Genomic DNA, 20,033 nt, shown 5'->3' on the forward strand with positions numbered 1-20,033 from the left:
GGTGCTCCTCTCGGTCGTGGACGTGCGGGCGTATGTCGGTCGCGCGTGATGGGATGAGTCGCGTGCTGGAGCTACGACGATCGCCCGACCTGGCGGTGCGACCGCCGGTGCTCGACGAGGTGCAACAGGTGGTGCGCGACAGCACCCAGCGTGCCCAGGTCGTGATCGGTGCGCCAGGCAGCGGCAAGACGACCCTCGCGGTCGAGTGCGTCGTGGCGGCGGTGGAGCGCGGCATACGCCCGGATGCTTGTCTGCTGCTCGCGCCGACCCGGCTCGCCGCGGCCGACCTGCGGGACCGGGTGACCGCACGCCTGCAGCGCACCTCCACCGAGCCGCTGGCCAGGACCCACCAGGCGCTCGGCTTCGGCATCCTGCGCCAGGCCGCTGCGTTGCAGGGCGAGCCTGCCCCTCGGCTGCTCAGCGGACCCGAGCAGGACGTCGTGCTGCGCGAGTTGCTGGCCGGTCACGAAGCCGGTGACGGCATACCGCCGCAGTGGCCGGAGTTCGTGCACAATGCGTTGCCCACCAGGGGTTTTCGCAATGAGTTGCGTGATCTGTTGATGCGTGCGGTCGAGTGGGGACTGACCGCCCAGGAGCTGACCGAGTTGGGTCGCCGGCACGAGCATCCTGAGTGGGAAGCCGCTGCGCGGGTGCTCGACGAATACGACCAGGTGACCGCACTGTCGCGGCCCGGCGCGTTTGACCCCGCGTGGATCCTCAGCGCCGCCGCCGACCTGCTGGAGGCCGACCTCGACGCGCGTGACCGTGTCCAGCGCGCCATCCGACTCGTGGTCATCGATGACGCGCAGGAGATCACTCGAGCCGCCGCGCGCCTGCTGCGCTTGGTCGTCGCGCCGGACACCCAGGTCGTGCTGATCGGCGACCCGGATGCCGCCGTGCAGGGCTTCCGCGGTGCTGATCCACTGATGTTCGGTGCGCTGGGCGACCACTTCGGTGCCGTCGATCACGCGACGCTTCCTGTCGGGCACCGCCAACCGGCCGTGGTGCGTGCGGCTGCCGAGCGCGTCGCCGAGCGCATCGGCGCGATCGCCGGTGCCGAGCACCGCCGGGTGGCGTCGAGACCTGGCGGGCGGCTCGATGTCGCGCTGCTGCGGTCGGCGCCGCAGGAGGCCGCGCACATCGCGGCGCAGTTGCGGCGGGCGCACCTGCTCGACGGGCTGGCCTGGTCGCAGATGGCGGTCATCGTGCGCGGACAGGGCCGCGCCGGTTCGCTGCGACGAGCGCTGAACACCGCTGGTGTGCCGGTCAATTCGCCGCCAACGGTCGTGCCGTTGCGCGAGGAGCCGGCAGTTCGGCCGTTCCTGGCATTGCTCGAGACCGTCGGCAAACTGCTCGCCGACGACTCCGACCCGATCAGCCCGGAGGCCGCCGCTGACGTGCTGTCCTCGCCGCTCGGTGGTGCCGACGCGGTCGCGCTGCGACGTCTGCGTCGCGCGTTGCGCGCCGAGGAGTTGGGCTCGGACGGTTCGCGGTCGTCCGACGAATTGCTTGCGGCGTCCGTCGTCGGGTTGCCGTGGCTGGAGCTGCTCGGGCCGGTCGCCACTCCCGCGGTGCGGGTCGCGGGCGTCATACGCGCGGGGCGTGAGGCGGCGCTCGCACCGGGCGCGACCGCCGAGACGGTGCTGTGGGCGATGTGGGAGGCCGCCGGGTTGGCCGCCGACTGGCAGGCCAAGGCGCTCGCCGGCGGTCGCGAGGGCACGCGCGCCGACAGTCGCCTCGACGCGATCGTCGCGCTGTTCTCGGATGCTGCCGCGTATGTCGACCGGCTTCCCGGCGCGGCGCCGCTGGACTTCCTGGAGCACGTGCGCGGTCAGGACGTGCCGGGCGACCGGCTGGTCGCGTCGGCTCCGGCCGACGAGACCGTGGCGCTGCTGACACCGCAGGCCGCGGCCGGCCGCGAGTGGCAGTTCGTCGTGGTTGCGGGAGTGCAGGAGGGCGTCTGGCCCGACCTGCGACTGCGCGGCTCGCTGCTCGGCTCCGAACGGCTGGTCGACGTGCTGGCCGCGCGCGGCGACTCGTGGCGCGCGGCCCAGACCGCCGTTCGGTATGACGAAACCCGCCAGTTCCTCGTTGCAGTCAGCCGCGCGAGCGAGCGGCTGCTGGTCACGGCGGTGCGCAACGAGGACGAACAACCCTCGCCATACCTCGATGTCGTGGACCCGCTGGACGTCGCCGACGACCCGGATGCGTTGCGCGACTTCACCGAGGTCGCCCGGCCGACGACGTTGTCGGCGGTGGTGGCCGAGCTGCGTCGCGAGCTTGCCGTCGGTGACGATGACACGCGTTCCCAGGCTGCCGGGCAACTGGCCAGGCTGGCCGGTGCGGGGGTTCGCGGCGCCGACCCCCGCCAGTGGTGGGCGTTGCGCGAGATCACCGACGACCGCCCGCTGCGCGCGCCCGACCAACTGGTTCAGGTGTCGCCCTCACGGGTCGAGAGCTTCGGCAACTGCTCGCTCAACTGGCTGCTGACGACGGCAGGCGGCGACGGCCCGGATGTGGGTGCCGCGGCACTCGGCACGTTGGTGCACGAGGTCGCCCAGGAGTTCGCCGACTCCGACCCCGACGCCATGGCCGCAGCTCTCGATGAGCGCTGGGCGCGACTCGGACTCGGCGACACCTGGGTCTCGGCGCAGAAGCGCGTGACGGCGCACCAGATGCTGCAGCGCCTGGTCGGCTACCTCGACGAGGCGAAGGCGCAGGGCTGGCAACCGGTGGGAGTCGAGATCGACTTCTCGGTGCTCGTCGGCCGAGCACGTCTCACCGGTCGGGTCGACCGGCTCGAGCGGCGTGCGGAGGAGCTGCGGATCATCGACCTCAAGACCGGTGCGTCCAAGCCGTCCGCCGCCGACCTGCCGGCCAACCCGCAGCTGGGCACCTACCAGGTGGCCGTCGCCGAGGGCGGGTTCAAGGAGGGCAATGTCTCCGGCGGCGCGGCATTGGTTCAGGTGGGCAAGGCCGGCGGCAAGAGTGCCGACACGCAGGTCCAGGCACCGTTGGCCGATCAGGAGGACCCGCGCTGGGCATACGACCTGCTCGCCGAGACCGCCGACGGTATGTCGGCTGCCACCTTCACCGCTCAGATCAACAAGCGGTGTCGCACCTGCCCGGTGCTCAACAGCTGCCCGCTGCACCCTGAAGGGGGCCGGTTGTGATCGCCGAACAGCGTTATTCCGCAATCGATCTCGCACAGTCATTGGGTCTTCCGCAGCCCACCCAGGAGCAGGTCGCCGTGACCGAGGCGTCGCCGGACGCGCCGTTGCTCGTCGTGGCAGGAGCAGGTTCGGGGAAGACCGAGACGATGGCTGCGCGCGTGGTGTGGCTGGTCGCCAACGGCCATGTCGAGCCGGACCAGGTGCTGGGCCTGACCTTCACCCGCAAGGCTGCCGGACAGCTCGCCGAGCGCATCGGCCTGCGGCTGCGGCGGCTGCGTCGGGAGGGACTCTGGCTGCCGACCACGGACGACGGCACGCAGGCCATGGCCGAGCTGCCAACCGTGCAGACCTACCACTCCTACGCCGGGCGACTGGTTGGTGAGCACGGCCTCCGACTCGGCATCGAGCCGGAGTCGCGACTGCTGTCCGAAGCCGCTGCCTGGCAGCTGGCCTCCGAAGCCGTCCTCGGGTATGACGGCCCGATGGACGAGGTGACCTTCACCGAGGGCAACGTCACCACTGCAGTGGTCAGCCTCGCCGGCGAACTCGCCGAGCATCTCGTCGGTGTCGATGACCTCATCACCTACCTTGACCAATACCTCACGGACACAGCGCAATTGCCCGCGGTCGGCACGACCAAGGTGACCGGTGGCGAGATGAAGAAGGTCTCCGCCGCACTGACCGCTCGTCGGCAGGTGGTGCCGATCGTGCAGCGCTATCTGCAGCTGAAGCGGCAGCGGTCCGCGCTCGACTTTGCCGATCAGATGGCGCTCGCCGCGGAGTTGGCCCGTTCCTTCCCAGCGCTCAGCGACTTGGAGCGCGGCCGGTTCCGGGCCGTGCTGCTGGACGAGTTCCAGGACACCAGCGAGGCACAGATGGTGCTGCTGCGCTCGCTGTATGCCGGCACCGACGACACCCCCGGCAAGGACGTGCGGGTGACCGCGGTCGGTGACCCGCACCAGTCGATCTACGGATGGCGTGGTGCGAGCGCGACAACGCTCGGCACGTTCCCGCAGCTCTTCGCCGACACGAGCGGACCCGCGAAAGTCCTTCAGCTGTCTCGTAGTTGGCGCAACGACAGCAGCATTCTGGCCGCCGCGAACCGCGCCGCGGCTCCGCTGCGCGAGGCCAGCGCGGTGCCCGTGGCGACCCTGCAACCTCGGCCCGGTGCGGGCGACGGTGTGGTCACCGCGGCCCGGTTGATCGACCAGGAGGCGGAGGCGGCATACCTCGCGGAATGGATCGACCAACGGCACACCCTGCCCGATGGGGAGTGGACGAAACGCACCGCAGCGGTGCTCTGTCGCAAGCGTTCGCAATTCACCGCAGTGGTCGAAGCCCTGCGCGACCGCAATCTGCCGGTTGAAGTCGTCGGTGTCGGTGGCTTGCTGACCACCCCAGAGGTGGCCGACATCGTGAGTTTGCTGTGGGCAGTGCAGGATCCGACGCGCGGCGACCAGCTGATGCGACTCCTGACCGGTCCGCTGATGCGCCTGGGCGCGGCCGACCTCGACGGGCTGGGGGAGTGGGCACGCACGCTGGAGCGTCGCGACCGCCCCAAGCCTGCGACCGATGGGGGCGATGACCGAAGCCGGCAGGACATCTCCTCCGAGACTCGCGACCGGCCCTCGATCATCGAGGCGCTGGATGAGCTGCCCGACCCCGACTGGCGCGGCTCCGCCGGCCAACGGCTCAGCGAGCTTGCACTGGAGCGGCTCGGCGGACTGCGCGACGAGATCCGCCGGCTGCGGTCGATGACCGGGTTGCCGCTGAGCGAGCTGGTCGTGGAAGCTGAGCGGGCGCTCGCGCTCGACATCGAAGTGCTTGCGAGGCCGGGTCAGACGCCCGAGACGGCCCGGGTGCACCTCGACGGATTCGCAGAGGTGGCAGCGGGATTCGGCGCATCTTCGGATCGACCGACCCTCGGCGGGTTCCTGGCCTGGCTCGCCGCCGCGGAGCGTGAGGAGCGCGGTCTCGACCGGCCCTACCTCGAGGCGGAGCCCCGTGCTGTGCAGGTGTTGACGGTCCACGCCGCCAAAGGTCTCGAGTGGGACATCGTCGCCGTGCCAGGTCTCGTCGAGTGCACCTTCCCGGCCCATTCCGGGCAACCGGGGTGGAGCGCCGAATACGGCGGCTGGAAGATCAGCCCGAAGGGCGTCCCCAGCGACCCGTCGACCTGGGCGATCAACGCATCCGAATGGATCGGGGGTCTCGACGGGCTGCCCTTCGACTTGCGCGGCGATGCCGACGGCCTGCCGCAACTGCGCTGGGCCGAGGCCACTGACGCGCGTGAGCTACGCGACGCGATCAACGAATTCAAAGCAGCCGCAGGCGAACACGGCCTCGACGAAGAGCGCCGCCTCGCCTATGTCGCCTTCACGAGAGCACGCTCGGAGCTGCTGCTGACCGCGTCGGTGTGGGCCGCTGCGAGCACGCCCCGCATCACGTCGCGTTACCTGAGCGAGTTGGTCGACGCGGGCCTCGTGCGGCAAGAGGTCTGGGAGCCGATGCCCGAGCCCAAGCCGGGTGAGACCAGGGTGGCCGACCCTCGTGACGATGGAGATTCGACTGTCACCTGGCCGACCGATCCGATGGCCGGCCGGCGGGCCGACCTCGCCGATGGCGTGGCGCGGGTGTCGGCCGCGTTGACCGCAGGGGTGACACAGGAGTTGCTGCCGCTGGACGACCGTGAGCAGGAGATCGAACTCCTGCTGCGAGAACGGGATAGGGCCCGCAGTCGAGGCATCGGAGCGGTTCTGCTGCCGCGACACCTGTCGGCTTCGGCGATCGTGTCGCTGGCCGACGACCCGGAGGACTTCACCCGCCGGCTCCGACGGCCGATGCCGGCGCCACCCGCGCTCGCGGCCCGGCGCGGCACCGCGTTCCACGCGTGGATCGAGCAGCACTACGCACAAGCGGCGCTGGTCGACGTCATGGAGTTGCCCGGTGCGGCCGACGAAGGCGCCGACGACGGAGCCGACCTGGAAGTGCTGAAGGAACGTTTTCTCGCATCGGAGTGGGCCTCACGTGCGCCGGAGGAGATCGAGGTCTCGGTCGAGACCTGGATCGACGGCATCTCGGTGCGTGGCCGTATCGATGCCGTGTTCCGGCGGGACGACGGCGGGTTCGTCATCGTCGACTGGAAGACCGGTGCTCGTCCGTCCGGCGCCGCGATGCAGGTGCGGATGCTGCAGCTGGCGGCGTACCGGCTGGCGTTCGCGCGGCTGCGCGGCGTGTCGACCGACCAGGTCGACGCTGCGTTCTACTACGCCGCCACGGGTGACACCGTGTGGCCATCGCTGCCGGACGACGATGCCATTTCCGCTCTGCTGCAACAGATTCCGGGCTGAGCCCGAACCGACCCCGGTGTACCGAAGTCTCCCCAGGGTCGAGTTCGGTACGGGTCAGCCCCGGTCCGCGTCGTCCGTGGTGGCCTTCTCGGTGGCTTCCTGATCCTCATCGATCGGGTAGCTGGACGGCTCCGGCTCCTCGACCACATCGTCGGCCGGTGCCGCATCGGTGGCGGTCTTTTCGGTGGCCGTCTGGTCCGCGGGTGCATCCTCCGCGGCGGCTCGCTCACGCGGGCTGACCGGGATCTCCACCGTCTCGTCTTCGGACCCGGCGTCCTGGAATTCGAGGACCTCGATGTCGGCCGGGTCGACCTCGGGGATCGGCTCCTGCGCGGCGAGATCCGGCAGCTTGCGGCGGCCGGGCGCCGGCGGCAGCAGCGAGTCGTCATCGCGCATCGCTTCGTCCAGCCGGCTCAGCGCGGCGGTACGGCGGGCGATGAGGTCGCTGTCGTTGCTGGTGACGGCATCCATCAGTGCGTTGACGCGCTGCAGCTCCGCCGCCAAGTGCACTCGTCGCTCGAGGTGCGGGTCGATGGAGTCGTGGCGGGCGCCGGCATACGCCTCGAGCACGGTGTCGAACGCCGCGGGCTCGGCCAGCACCGACAGCACCGCGAAGTCCGCGGCCGGGTCGGACACGCCCGCCTGCTCCCAGCCGGTCATCGCCACGACCTTGCCGCCGTCGACCAGCACGTGCGAGCCCTCGAGCGGCCCGTGCACCGTGCAGGTCGCGAACTTCCACAGCGCGATTTCTTCGAGGGCACGCTCCCAACGGGACAGCAGCCCGGAAGGCACGTGGCCGGTCGCCGCGGCGCGGTCGAGGGTCGCCAGCCGCCGGGCGCGGTAGGCGTCGGCGTCGTATGTCGGCAACCCCGCCTCCTCGACGGCCCGCGGATCGGTGTCGTGCACCGCGGCCAGCGCTTGGCCGACGCTTCGTGCCATCGCGGATCCGGGTTGCAGCTCTCGCCATACAAGAGGGTTGCCGGGCAGCCGGGTCTGGACCGACACAACCGTGCCGTCGTCCGAGGTGGCGACGCCTTCGATCCTGGGGACCGCGAAAGGCACCCGGGTGGCCAGCAGCCGCAGCAGGCCGTCGGACTGCTCCATCTGGGCGCCGGCCGCAGTGCTGCGCCCGGCGCGCACGACCCACTCCGCGCCATCCGCGGTGGTCAGGTAGGCGACCTGGAAGCGATCGTCCTGCGCGGTCGAGGTCCCTTGGACCGTCACCGGCCGGAAATGTGGGACGGCGGCGGTCGCGAGGGCGGCGAGGGTCAACGGGCTGCGGAGCACGGCCCCACGGTAAGCCGAAGCGACCGCATAACCTGGATGGCGTGCCCGCAGCTTCGCAAACTGGTTTCGATCTCCTCCCCGACAGCCCTTCCCTCGATCGCCGCTCGTTGCGGCGGCGTGACCCCGAACTCTTCGCCACGCTCCTGGCGCAGCCCTCGACCCGGGTCCTGGATGTGTATGGCGACAGGCTTCCCAACCTCGATGGCGGCAGTCGCCTACAGTTCCGCGAGCCGCGGGACGGCGATCGCGACGAGTTGCTGATCTACCTCGGCGCCACGAGTGGGCGCGAGGTGCTGGCGGTGCTGCGACCGCACGAGGCCGAAATGCCCGCGGACGGGCTGCGACACCTCGGCATGCGGCTGACCGCTGATGACGTGGCGATCGCGGTGACAGCCACGGCGATCAGCCGCTGGCACGCGGCCAACGGCTTCTGCCCGCGGTGCGGCCAGCCGACCGAGGTCGCCGAAGCCGGCTGGGTGCGGCACTGTCCGAGCTGTGGACGGGACCACTACCCGCGCACCGACCCGGCGGTGATCATGGCGGTGCTCGATGACGATGACCGGCTGCTGCTCGGCCGCGGCCAGAACTTCGCCGGCAACGGCATGTCGGTGCTGGCTGGTTTCGTGGAGCCCGGCGAGTCGCTCGAGACCGCCGTCGCCCGTGAAGTCATGGAGGAGGTCGGAGTGCCCGTTGTGGACGCGCAGTTCCTCGGCGATCAGCCGTGGCCGTTCCCGGCGTCGCTGATGGTCGGCTACACCTGCCGCGCCACGAGCACCGAGCTGACTCTCGACCCGATCGAGATCGCTGCCGCCCGCTGGTTCACCCGTCCCGAGCTGGCAGCTGCCGTGGCGAACGGCGAGGTGCGGTTGTCGGCGCGGTTGTCGATCGCGCGCCACCTGATCGAGCACTGGTATGGCGGGCCGATCGACCAGCCCGACGACGGCGCCTCGCTGCGGCGGGCACGGTGAGCACACCGATGACGGGCAACCCCAGGACGTCCTCACCGGGCTGGACCCCGAGCAGCAGCAGGTCGCGAGCAACCCGCTCGGCCCGATGTGCGTGCTCGCCGGTGCCGGCACGGGCAAGACGCGGGCGATCACCCACCGGATCGCCTACGGCGTGCACTCGGGTGCCTACCGGTCGGACCGGGTGCTTGCCGTGACATTCACCGCGCGGGCCGCGGGGAGATGCGCACTCGGCTGCGCGGGCTCGGCCTACCCACGGTCCAGGCGCGCACCTTTCACGCGGCGGCACTGCGGCAGTTGCGCTACTTCTGGCCGCAGGCGATCGGTGGTCCACTCCCGCAGATCCTCAAGCACAAGGCGCCCGTCGTCGGCGAGGCCGGCGCGCGATTGCGTCTCCAACTGGACCGCGTGGTGATCCGCGACCTTGCGGCCGAGATCGAGTGGGCCAAGGTGTCGATGCTGACGCCGGAGACCTACCGCGCCGCGGCAGCCAAGGCCGGCCGCTCCCCGGCGGAGCTGGACCTGACCGCGATGGCTCGTCTCTGGGAGACCTATGAGGAGGTCAAGTCTGCTCGCGACGTCATCGACTTCGAGGATGTTCTGCTGTTGATGGCCGGGGTGCTTGCCGAGCGCGACGACATCGCGGCGACCGTGCGCGGGCAATACCGCCATTTCGTGGTCGACGAATACCAGGACGTCAATGCCGCTCAGCAAGCACTGCTCGACCTGTGGGTGGGTGACCGGCCCGATCTGTGCGTTGTGGGCGACCCGGCGCAGACCATCTACTCGTTCACCGGTGCCTCGCCGCGCCACCTGCTGGACTTCGCGGGTCGCCGGCCCGGCACCCAGACCGTTCGGCTGGTGCGCAACTACCGTTCGACACCGCAGGTCGTCGACCTGGCCAACCTCGTCCTGCAGTCCGGTCCACGGCACGCCGAGACCGTGCGGCTGCAGGCGCAGCGCGAAGGCGGCCCGGTGCCGGTGCTGAGCCAGTTGACCGATGACGACGCCGAGGCGGCATACGTCGCCCAGGAGGTCGGCAAGCTGCTGAAGCAGGGCGTGCCGGCCAGCGAGATCGCCGTCCTCTATCGCATCAACGCGCAGAGCGAGGCCGTCGAGCAGGCGCTCTCGGCCGCCGGCATTCCCTACCTGGTGCGCGGTGGCGAGCGCTTCTTCCAGCGCGACGAAGTCCGAAAGGCATTGGTATTGCTACGTGGCGCGGTGCGCGGCGATGATGCCAGCGTCGAGCTGGGCAAGCTGGTGAGCGACATCGTGACCGGTGCCGGCTGGTCCCCGCAGCGGCCCACCGGCGGAGCGGTGCTCGAGCGCTGGCAGTCGCTCAACGCGCTCGTCGAGCTGGCCGATGACCTCGGCGGCGCCGACGAGAGCTTCCGGTTGAGGGAGCTGGTCGCCGAACTCGACCGCCGTGCGGCGGAGCAGCACGCCCCGACGGTCGAGGGCGTCACTCTCGCCTCGTTGCACGCGGCCAAGGGCCTGGAGTGGGACGCCGTGCTGCTCATCGGCTGTTCGGACGGCTTGCTGCCGATCTCCATGGCCGAGGGACCGCAGGAGATCGAGGAGGAACGTCGGCTGCTGTATGTCGGGCTGACCCGCGCTCGCAAGCACCTCCTGCTCAGCTGGGCCTCCGCGCGCAACCCGGGTGGCCGCGCGTCCCGGCGCCCGTCGCGTTTTCTCGATGCCGCGGCAGCTCTGCTCGGTCCCGGCGCGCGCAGTGCGCCGAAGACCAGATCCGGTGCCGCCCCGAAGAAGCCGGCCAAGCCCAAGACCTGCCGCACCTGCGGCAGCACGTTGGATTCCGCTGCGGAGCGGAAGATCGGGCGCTGCACGGACTGTCCGGCGACCTACGACGAGGCGCAGTTCGAGGCGTTGCGGGCCTGGCGGCTCGAGGTCGCCACCCGGGCCAAGGTGCCTGCGTTCGTCGTCTTCACCGATGCCACTCTCATCGCCATCGCCGAGAGCCGGCCCGGTGACATCTCCGGCCTGGCGGGGGTTTCCGGGGTGGGCAAGCACAAGCGCGACACCTACGGTGCTGCCGTCCTCGCGGTCCTGGACGGCGCAGATCCGATCGCAGCTGCTGCTGAGTGCGTCGCGGCCCAGGGCAGCGCCTGAACCTGTCCAGCTGTCGGGTTCGGGGCGCCAGACAAGTTTTTCTGCGGGTGAATCCCGTTGGCGTGCAATGTTTTTCGGCGCGCAGCAAATTCGTGCAAAGAATTCTCGTTAATTGAGTTGCCTGCGTACATATGCACGCCGTAACCTGTTGGATGTTCAGCTCGCGCGCCCAGGTGGCGCGACGAGGTCCGCGAGAGCGAGAGGAGGGGTTTGACGTGGAAATCACCACGATGACGCAGCAGTGCGATGAGCACGCCGTGATGACGTCTGCCCTTCCGATGATGACGAGTGTTCACCTCGCTGCCGCCCGCGGTCGGGTCCAGGGGATCAGTGCGTTCGCCGCCGGCAGTGTCAATGGTCTGGTCATGCGCGATCGCTCTGTGGACGGCATCTCCATCTCCGCAGTCGGCGCTGCGGATTTCGGCGTCAAGCGCGATGTTCCGACCTACAACTCCAAGTTTGCCGGCGGTGTCCGGTGTTCCCTCCTTGCAAGGCCACCCGTCTGACTCAGACGTAACGGTCCTTTCAAGGCCGCGGAACCCGACACCAGGGTCCGCGGCCTTTTTGTGTCGCGGGCTTCCAACCACCAGGAAGACCGAACTCCATGCCAACCAACACCAGGGAACGAACGGCCCGCGCGAACCACGCGCAGACCGAACAGGAGGGGCCCCGCACCTGGGGTCACCGCGACAAGGAGGTGTCACCGATGATGTTGACCGATCTGATAGATGCGACTGGCCTGGCCGTAGATTGCGGCGAGCAGTTGCCCTGCCATCAGAACGACCCCGAGCTGTGGTTCGCCGAGCGCCCGGAGGACGTCGAGTTCGCCAAGGCGCTGTGCACCAGCTGCCCGCTGCAGGCCGAGTGCCTAGCCGGAGCGAAGGACCGCTCCGAGCCGTGGGGTGTCTGGGGCGGCGAGCTGTTCGCCCAGGGCGTCGTCATTCCGCGGAAGCGGCCGCGTGGCCGTCCGCGCAAGCAGACCGTGGCCGCGTGATCTCCATGCGCGCCAACGGTTTTCGACTTCATGACACCGGTATGCCGCATGGCCGGTGTGTCCCTTCCGGACAACACCGGTCATGTCGGGATGCCCATCCCGAAGGAACTCCCATGTTTCAGTTGCTGCGGGTCGAACCGACCCGACCGCGCCCACCGACGGGGCAGATGGCGACCAGGCGAAGCAAACACGTCACGCGTGTGCTTCCCCCGCCAACCACACCACGTCGATGAACGCCCAGATGCCGCCTCTTGATGGCGGTCCGATCGCAAAGCCGGTCGCGGCTTACCGCGGCCGGCTTTGCCATGTCCGGTGTCAGTTCAGCGGGGGCAGCTCGGCGCCGGGGACCCAGCGGTCAAAGATCTCGCGGGCGGGGACGTTCCCGCCGATCTGGCACAGCACCGCGATGCCGCCCAGCCAGGCGCGGTGGATCATCACGTAGCTCGGCGGCAGGTTGAGTCGCAGGCCGACGGTGAACGTTGCGTTGCGTGGGTCGTTGAGGAAGTTGAAGATGCCGCGCAACCAATCGCGGTCGAAACGAAACTCGTTGCTGCGCAACGGTTTCAGGAAAACTCCGAGGTAGTCGAGCACGTCCTGCGCGTCGACGTCGATCGAGCGCTTGACGAAGCCCTCCTCGCGCAGGCCGTCCAGCAGCGCCAGCTCGTCGCCGCGCAGTGCGTCGGTGATCAGCGCGCCCATGGCGGGCGGCAGGCCGTCGGGGAGCCGGTTGACCGCCCCGAAGTCGAGCACCCCCAACCGTCCGTCGGGCATCAGCCGGAAGTTGCCCGGGTGCGGGTCGGCGTGCAGCAGGCCGGCTCGCTCGGGACCGCTCACCAGGAATTCGAAGTAGCGCGCCGCGGCGAGGTCCCGCTGCTCCTGGGTGCCGGACTCGATGATCCGGGACAGGGGCATTCCGTCGATCCAGTCGCTGACGATGACCTGCTCGGTCGCGAAGACCATCCCCGGGAGTAGGAAGTCGGGGTCGTCGGCATACGCCTCGGCGAACTGCTCGTGCATCGCCGCCTCGAGGCTGTAGTCGGTCTCCTCCGCCATCCGGCCCTTGAGCTCCCGCAGGATCGGTGCGACGTCCAGCCCGGGCACCCAGCTGGTGCTCATCCGTGCCACCCGCGACAGTTGGTTGAGGTCGGACATCAGCGCCTCGGCGGCACCGGGGTACTGCACCTTCACGGCAACCTCGCGCCCGTCGCGCCATACGGCGTGGTGGACCTGGCCGATCGACGCGGCTGCTCGTGGCTTGTCCTCGAACTCGCGGAACTTCGACCGCCACCGCACGCCCATCTGGTCGGCCAGCACGGAGTGCAGCGACTTCGTCGACATCGCCGGCGCCGTGTCCTGCAGCTTCGTCAGCGTCGCCCGGTATGGCGCCGCCAGTTCCTCCGGCAAAGCGGCCTCGAACATCGACAGCGACTGACCGAACTTCATCGCGCCGCCCTTGAGCCCACCCAGCACGCGGAAGAGTTGGTCGGCGGTCTGCGCCTGCAACTCGGCCGTGACCGCCTCGGCCGGGCGGCCACCGACACGCTTGCCCAGCCCGACCGCGGCACGTGCGCCGATGCCGATGGGCAGCGTCGCCAGCCGCGCAGCGCGCGTTACGGACTTACGGGGCAGTTGGCTCATGCGAGGCTCACGATGCGAAGGCGTTGCGAGTCGCGAGCTCCCTGCAACGCCAACGCATCGCAAGTCCCCCTGAACCCGTACAGAATCAACTTCATGCCTCCATTGTCACCCGTGCGTCCGAGACACCGCAGCAGGATGGGTGCCGAGTCCACAAGTGGTGACCAACACGTGGCTGCGGGCGCTCGAGGCTGAGGCCGACACCGGTCGGTAGCGGCTGGTTCTCCAGGAGCCCGCGGGTGACCAGCGCTGCGAGCGCGGCGGCAGTGACACGTAATTCGGGCAACGCATCCAGTTCGTCGTCGACATCGGATCGAAGAGCGCGGGAGGCCAGCCACGGCGCCCAACCCGGGTCGCGTGCGCCACGGTGCAGGTCCAGGCAGGTGAGACACGGGCCTGTGCCCGGGCGGATGAGCGGACCGACACTGAGGCGACCGCCTGAGACAACGACCGGCAGCTGGGGTATGCCGCGGCCGTGCCAGGGACGTCCGGAGAGCGCGGTCACCGCGTCGACCGCAGGCAGGATCACCAGGTCCGGAGTGTGTATGGCGGGATCGAACTCCGGGGCGAGCAGGGCCTCCGGCTCGGTGATGACTCGACCGACGATCGGGTCGAGAGCACGGCAGATCTCGCCCGGCAGCGGCCCTTCGCCCAGGACCACGACCTGGCCGGTGGCTGATCCGACCGGCGTCAGAAGAGCGGCGGCTTCGTGGATGAGATGCAGCACCTGGGGCCAGCGCGCGGACGGTGCCGCCCGGTACGCGCTTCCACCGGGCGTTCGCAGCGCGGCGGTGAGCCCGACGACCGCGAGGGTCTCGGCATCCGTGAGGCCGTCCAGGACGAGAGCGCCGGGACCCGATCCCGTCACCAGCACCGCTCCCGTGCTCCGACGGCGCAGCGCGAGGTCGGACGGCAACTCCGGTCGAGGCATCGCCTCCGGTTGAGCGCCCATATGCCGATCCCCTCGTTCCTCGGGTGTCGGCATTTGCTCTGAGCCCGTTTGTGGCTCGCTGCGCTCGCCCATATGCCGATCCCCTCGTTCCTCGGGTGTCGGCATTTGCTCTGAGCCCGTTTGTGGCTCGCTGCGCTCGCCCATATGCCGATCCCCTCGTTCCTCGGGTGTCGGCATTCGCTCTGAGCCCGTTTGTGGCTCGCTGCGCTCGCCCATAACACGTCCCTTCTCCGATCGCCGGGGTCGGCGAAGCAGACACCGTGTCACTGGACGGCTGTCCCGCGCAGAAGTTGTCCACAGGTCCCAGCGCACGTCACTTCACGGGGCCACCTGCAGGTAGCCGTGCGCGCCGATCTCGGCGTCGCTCATGATGTGGCTGACGAACGAATAGCGGCCGGCAGCAACCGGATCCAGCTCGACGAAGCCACCCTGCCCGGGCTGCAGGGCCAGCGCTTGCGCTCCACCGTCGCGGTCGCCGAAGGCGTCCCTGCCGCGCTTGAGCTGGTAGGCGCCCTCCGTGTAGACGGTGTCGAACTGTGTCCCGACCACATGGAAACTTGTTGCGTCGTTCGGGCCCGCGTCGACCAGCCAGATGCGGATGCGCTTGCCGGCTCGAGCCGTCAATGGCCGGTAGTCGTACTGATTCGCCATACCGTTGAACGTGACGAAGGACGGCTTGCGTGCGGCGACCTTGGCGACGTCGACCTCCTTGACGGGGGAGTGGCCGTCGCCGTCGACGTACGCCTCGGACTGCACCAGCACGAAGCTGCGATCGACGGCCGGCAGGTTCGGCGGCTCGATGATGACCGCGCCCGCCATACCGGCGGCGATGTGTGCACTCATCGGCATCGTCGAGCAGTGGTAGAGCCACGCGCCGGCGCGATGGGCGGTGAAGGTGTAGGTCAGCGACTGCCCCGGCGCGATCGTCCGCATCGGTATGTCGGGAGCGACGTCACCGGCGTGGAAGTCCAGCGAGTGGCCCATCGACCCCTTGTTGATCAGCTTCACGATGAACGTGTCCCCGACGCGTCCGTGCAGCGTCGGCCCGGGCACCTGACCGTTGTAGGTCCAGCGGGTCTGCCAGATGCCCGGAGCGACCTGCAGCTTGACGTCGCGCACAGTGAGGGTGACGTGGTGCACCGTGCCGGCGATGAGTGGCGGCAGGGTCGCATCGGCAGCCCGGAAGGACGCCGGAACACTGTCATCAGGATGTATGGCGGAGCTGCCGCCACCCGGCGGCATCGCCATGGACGGCATGCTGTCGGTCGCCGACGCTCCGGTGACTTTGACATCGAAAACCATTCCCATTGCTCGGTGTCCGACGACCGTGCACCACCCCTGCACGTCCTTTTCAATCACGCCGACGTCGACACGGGCAGTCTGGCCCTTCGACAACAGAGGTGCCTTCGCACCGTTCGGAAAGGCGATGTCGTGCGATGACGTCCCATCGGTGTTGGTCAGCACGACGACCAGCTTGTTGCCCCGCGGCACACTGACTGACGACGGGTGAAAACGCATGTCTTTCGCGGTGACTCGCACGGTTGTCGTCTTGCCGGTCGACTGAGCAACGGCGGCCGGTGCAGCGGAGGTGGCGGTCGGCGTGACCCCGGTCGGGTTCCACGCGACGGCGACACTCATCGCCAACGCGAGCACGGCGACACCGGTGACCAACTGGCCCGGGGACCACACGCCGGGGTCGGCGCCCAGCCTCCGGCCGCGCAGCTCGTGGTCGTCAGCGAGTTGGCTCCGCATCCGGGCAGCGGCGAGCACAGCGAGCAGCATCAGCGGCACCACCATCGCGAGCGCGAGCAGCACGAGAACTGTGGCCGTGTCTCGAATCGCCGGGGGTGTCGGCGTCACCCACAGCAGGAGACCGAGGTTGATGATCGTGATCCGGGCGATCACGAGCCGGTCGAAGTGCCGCTGCGCTGCGCGGATCACTTGGGCACCGCCGCCGATGACGACCGGCACGAGGTGTGACATCGCCCCGGTCAGCAACTGGAACGCGAAGCCGACCGCAGCGATGGTGGCGACGGTGTCATAGCCGTCGGTGACCTTGGCCCACGAACCCGCGGTGGCGATCTTGATCGGCACGAGCACCAGCAGCACCGCTGCCCAGCCGACAGCGCCACTGACGAAGTATGCCGACGCGTGCTTCGGGGGACTGGTTCGGACCGGGCGGATCAGGGCACGGCCCCACCAGCAGACGCCGACGAGGTAGATGACCATCCCGGCGACCGCGGCCCAGCGCAGCCCCATGAGCGCGGCGGAGTCGACACCGATCAACCCGACGATGACGATCGGAAGTGCCTGGCGGGCAAGGGTTTCGGCGCGCGGGTCCATCCTGGTACGCAAGATCGTCGGCCACAGCGTCAGTAGTGTCCCGAGCACGGTCAGACCGAGCCAGCCGAGCAACATCGTCATCGAGTGCGCCAGCATCAGCCGCCCATGCCAGTCGGCCGCCGGTCCCTTGGCGAGCGCGACGCCGAAGCCGGCGCCGACCGGCATACAGACTGCGGCCGCGAGGTAATAGAAGACGGTCGTGCGGAACCGCCTGGCCACGCTCTTGCGCAGCCGGATCGTCAGTGCGATCGCGTGCCAGACCACTGCGCCCGACACCACTGCGGCGCCGGCGATCACCAGGCGCCAGTGGGCGGTCGGGACGCCGACCAGCACACACAGGACTCCGAGGATTACCAACAGGATTCGCGCGGACTGCAGGCGTCGCGGGTCCAGATTTTCCGACGTCTTCAGCAGCGCTTGGGCGAAGTAGGTGCTCCACACGATCACCGCGTGGGTCATCGCGCCCAGCAGGATCATGTGCACCATCAGCCAGTGCGAGTCGTTCACGACGGGGTGCAGCAACGCCACCAGGACGCCCGCGGTGATCCAGCCGATGGCAGGCTGGTCGCGCAGCGCCCACTTGCCGCGCGTCGTGCTGGGGCGAGAGGTGCCCGGAGTGGACGGTGAACCGATCATGTCGTGGACCTTCGCGCGGTGAGCATGCTGGCGAGCACGACCACGGGTAGCAGTAGGAGTGCGATCACACCGAGCACGGCGCCTGTCGTCCAAAACCATTGAAGGCCAAGGGCATTGCCGCCTCCCACCCGCAGCACCAGACTGAGCTGGAGAACGACGAGCGGCGCCCACTGCATGCGCCGGTACGGCATCGGACGGCGTATGACGGCAGGCAGGATGACCGGCGCGTGTGCGATCACCATCGACATCCCGAAGCCGAGGAAGACCCCATGCACCGCGGTGTCGTATTGCGCTGGTGTCGTGGGGGTTCCGGCATACAGCCAGACGACCGCCGAGACGGCCAGCCAGCAGTAGCCGCAGAGCAGTGCCGCTGCGGACAAGCGGGGCAACCCCGGCAACCGGATCGTATGGCGGGCGACGTCGTACCTGACCAGTGCGACGGTCAGGATCAGCAGCACCAGACCGGCGGCCCGGTCGCCGAGATCGGGCCAGGCCAGCGAGGCCACCGCTGCCGCCAGGAAGAGCACGCCCGTGAGAAGGAGCAGGTGTCCGGCGACCGCCGGCAAATGCAGCCGGGCCAGCTCGACTCTCTCTGCGGCGATGGTCAGCACGACGAAAGCGACCAGCCAGAGCAGCAATTCGGCCACCGGGAGCCGCAGCCAGAGGATCGCGGCGCCGGTGGCGGCGACTGCGGCGAGCGCCTCCACTGCGGTCGACTCGTCCCGCTGCCGGCGGTAGAGCATCGCGTAGACGGCAAGCAGCACCGCGCTGCCGTCGGCGAGCAGCACGGCACCGACGTGTGCCGGAAGGCCCAGGGTGAGCGCGAGTCCGCCGGCGCCCAGCAGCCCCGGCGCCGCATAACCCCACGGGACACGCAACGCGACGGCTCGCTCCAGGGCGATCAGGGTGCCGAGGAAGCCCAGCGTCATCAGCACCCCGTGCCGGGCCGGGAGCGTGCCGCTGTGGACGGGCGCGGCGACGCCGGCGAGCAACAGCGCCGCGTCGAGCCCGGCCAGCAGACTGAGCGCCGCAGGAACCATGAGCCACGCCCGAGACGGCATGTGCGGGCCAGGGGTCCGGGCGGCGCCCAGGCTGCTCATATGGGCCTCCCGCAAAATATCGGTGGGGTCACTCAGCGGGGTCCCCGCGGAGTATCGGGGGAGCGAAGCGGAGGAGAACTCCGTGGGGTGCCTCAGGTGGGGTGCCTCAGCGGCGGGTCATGCGCAGGTGCCAGGCCTCCGGCCCTTCGACCAGGTAGCTGACCTCGATGGCGTCGTCCGTGCCCTCGGAGATCTGGGCAAGCAGCGGCTTCGGGTCGTGCGAGGCGATCAGCACCAACCCCTGCCCGGGGCGCAGGGTGGCCAGGGCGCCGAAGACGGCTCCGTGACGCAACGCGTGCGGGATGGTGCGGGTGTCCAACTCGGGCAGGCCGGAGTTGTCGGAGCAACCACAGCCGCAGCTGTGGGCTTCGGTGATCGGCAGTTCAGTCATCACAGTCCTCGGGGTGGGTGGTGCGTCGAGTAATTATTACAACACTAGCTTGTAAAAAATACTCCGTCACCGGACGTGATGCCAACAGGGGGATCGCGGGCAACGTCGTCGCGAATGTCACCGGCATCGCTTAGGTTCGACGTATGACGTCGGCGACACCCGAAGTGGAAGTGCGGCGATCCGCGCGGCGTCGACGCACTGTGTCGGCATACCGCGAAGGCAACCGCATCGTTGTGCTGGTGCCTGCGCGGCTGTCCAAGAAGGACGAGCAGCGTCTGGTCGCAGACATGGTCCGCAAGGTGCAGGCCGCCGCAGATCGTGGTCGGAGCACTGACTCCGAGTTGATGACGCGGGCGGTGCAGTTGTCGACCCGTTACCTGGGCGGCCTGGCGCATCCGGTCTCGGTGCGGTGGGTGACCAATCAGCAGGCGCGCTGGGGCTCGTGCACCCCGGCCAACGGCACCATCCGGCTTTCGGACCGGTTGCAGGGGATGCCCGAGTTCGTCAGTGACTACGTCCTGCTGCACGAGCTGGCCCATCTGCTGCAGCCGGACCACGGCAAGAGCTTCTGGTCGTTGCTGGAGGCATACCCCCGACTGGAGCGGGCACGCGGTTATCTGGACGGGGTGGCGTTCGCGGCGGGCCTCGAGGAGCCGGGCGACACCGATCTCGACGAGCCCGCCGGCGACGGTTCCTGACCCCGAGCACTCAGCTGCAGGCCAGGTGGTCGAACTCCGCCCGGGTCCGGCCCTGTCCGTCGGTCGTCAGGTGCAGCGTCTCGTGCAGGACGGCGACAACCAGAGATCCTGCCCGATGCCAGCCTGCGCGCGACCTTACAGCGCGCTCCGCGCTCGACGAGTCCTGCGGGCGAGGGTGTAGACACTGGCAATCACGAAAGCCAGTGCGGTCACAAGGAATCCGAACCAGCATATGTCGCCGAGCACCAGGTTGACACCGCGCGTTGCGTCCTTCAGAGCGGGGATGCCGCTGCACATGAAAAGCACGAACGCTACTGCCAGCAGTCCGCCGAGCGTCTTGCCCGGGTGTTCCCGTAGTTGATTCATCGTGTCGCCTCCA

13 protein-coding genes and 1 pseudogene are annotated in these 20,033 nt (G+C 69.2%); 7 read left to right on the forward strand and 7 right to left on the reverse strand.

Features of this window, described 5'->3' with window-relative positions:
* Nucleotides 1–32 precede the first annotated feature (32 nt).
* The gene (locus tag ACFQDH_RS09920) at nucleotides 33–3,173 is read left to right on the forward strand and encodes an ATP-dependent helicase (RefSeq protein WP_382400832.1); all 3,141 of its coding nucleotides are present in this window, start codon (nucleotides 33–35) and stop codon (nucleotides 3,171–3,173) included.
* On the forward strand, nucleotides 3,170–6,523 hold the full coding sequence (locus ACFQDH_RS09925) for an ATP-dependent helicase (RefSeq protein ID WP_382400834.1): 3,354 nt from the start codon (nucleotides 3,170–3,172) through the stop codon (nucleotides 6,521–6,523). The genes ACFQDH_RS09920 and ACFQDH_RS09925 overlap by 4 nt, the downstream gene beginning before the upstream one ends.
* Nucleotides 6,524–6,577: 54 nt before the next feature.
* On the opposite strand, the gene ACFQDH_RS09930 is transcribed toward ACFQDH_RS09925, so the two are convergent.
* Nucleotides 6,578–7,810, reverse strand: a complete 1,233-nt coding sequence (locus tag ACFQDH_RS09930) for a phosphotransferase (protein ID WP_382400836.1) — start codon at nucleotides 7,808–7,810, stop codon at nucleotides 6,578–6,580.
* 41 nt (nucleotides 7,811–7,851) lie between these two features.
* On the opposite strand from ACFQDH_RS09930, the gene nudC reads away from it, so the two are divergent.
* The 4 genes and pseudogenes from nudC (at nucleotide 7,852) to ACFQDH_RS09950 (ending at nucleotide 11,899) form a co-directional block, all read left to right on the forward strand.
* Nucleotides 7,852–8,778, forward strand: a complete 927-nt coding sequence (nudC, locus tag ACFQDH_RS09935) for an NAD(+) diphosphatase (protein ID WP_382400838.1) — start codon at nucleotides 7,852–7,854, stop codon at nucleotides 8,776–8,778.
* An 85-nt stretch (nucleotides 8,779–8,863) separates the two neighbouring features.
* Nucleotides 8,864–10,905 (forward strand): annotated as a pseudogene (locus ACFQDH_RS09940) (ATP-dependent DNA helicase UvrD2).
* A gap of 215 nt (nucleotides 10,906–11,120) precedes the next feature.
* Nucleotides 11,121–11,411, forward strand: a complete 291-nt coding sequence (locus ACFQDH_RS09945; RefSeq protein WP_382400840.1) for a hypothetical protein — start codon at nucleotides 11,121–11,123, stop codon at nucleotides 11,409–11,411.
* A gap of 200 nt (nucleotides 11,412–11,611) precedes the next feature.
* Nucleotides 11,612–11,899 carry a WhiB family transcriptional regulator gene (locus tag ACFQDH_RS09950; RefSeq protein WP_382404839.1) on the forward strand — a complete coding sequence of 96 codons (288 nt, stop codon included), beginning with the start codon at nucleotides 11,612–11,614 and terminating at the stop codon, nucleotides 11,897–11,899.
* A gap of 315 nt (nucleotides 11,900–12,214) precedes the next feature.
* On the opposite strand, the gene ACFQDH_RS09955 is transcribed toward ACFQDH_RS09950, so the two are convergent.
* The 5 genes from ACFQDH_RS09955 to ACFQDH_RS09975 all read right to left on the reverse strand — a co-directional run bounded on the left by ACFQDH_RS09955 (nucleotide 12,215) and on the right by ACFQDH_RS09975 (nucleotide 18,956).
* Nucleotides 12,215–13,537 (reverse strand): ABC1 kinase family protein, encoded by a 1,323-nt coding sequence (locus ACFQDH_RS09955; protein WP_382400842.1) that lies wholly within the window; start codon nucleotides 13,535–13,537, stop codon nucleotides 12,215–12,217.
* 91 nt (nucleotides 13,538–13,628) lie between these two features.
* Nucleotides 13,629–14,486 carry a TOMM precursor leader peptide-binding protein gene (locus ACFQDH_RS09960; RefSeq protein ID WP_382400844.1) on the reverse strand — a complete coding sequence of 286 codons (858 nt, stop codon included), beginning with the start codon at nucleotides 14,484–14,486 and terminating at the stop codon, nucleotides 13,629–13,631.
* A 318-nt stretch (nucleotides 14,487–14,804) separates the two neighbouring features.
* Nucleotides 14,805–17,465, reverse strand: a complete 2,661-nt coding sequence (locus tag ACFQDH_RS09965) for a multicopper oxidase domain-containing protein (protein ID WP_382400846.1) — start codon at nucleotides 17,463–17,465, stop codon at nucleotides 14,805–14,807.
* The gene (locus ACFQDH_RS09970) at nucleotides 17,462–18,565 is read right to left on the reverse strand and encodes a hypothetical protein (RefSeq protein WP_382400848.1); all 1,104 of its coding nucleotides are present in this window, start codon (nucleotides 18,563–18,565) and stop codon (nucleotides 17,462–17,464) included. Before ACFQDH_RS09970 ends, ACFQDH_RS09965 begins: the two co-directional genes overlap by 4 nt.
* Before the next feature lie 106 nt (nucleotides 18,566–18,671).
* Nucleotides 18,672–18,956, reverse strand: a complete 285-nt coding sequence (locus ACFQDH_RS09975; protein ID WP_382400850.1) for a DUF2249 domain-containing protein — start codon at nucleotides 18,954–18,956, stop codon at nucleotides 18,672–18,674.
* A 143-nt stretch (nucleotides 18,957–19,099) separates the two neighbouring features.
* On the opposite strand from ACFQDH_RS09975, the gene ACFQDH_RS09980 reads away from it, so the two are divergent.
* Nucleotides 19,100–19,654: a M48 metallopeptidase family protein gene (locus ACFQDH_RS09980; RefSeq protein ID WP_382400852.1), complete on the forward strand. Its 555-nt coding sequence runs from the start codon at nucleotides 19,100–19,102 to the stop codon at nucleotides 19,652–19,654.
* Between the two features lie 135 nt (nucleotides 19,655–19,789).
* Here ACFQDH_RS09980 and ACFQDH_RS09985 read toward each other — a convergent pair whose 3' ends face one another.
* On the reverse strand, nucleotides 19,790–20,020 hold the full coding sequence (locus tag ACFQDH_RS09985) for a hypothetical protein (RefSeq protein WP_382400854.1): 231 nt from the start codon (nucleotides 20,018–20,020) through the stop codon (nucleotides 19,790–19,792).
* Between the last annotated feature and the right edge of the window lie 13 nt (nucleotides 20,021–20,033).

The organism is Flexivirga alba (assembly GCF_042661025.1).
Lineage (GTDB): Bacteria > Actinomycetota > Actinomycetes > Actinomycetales > Dermatophilaceae > Flexivirga > Flexivirga alba.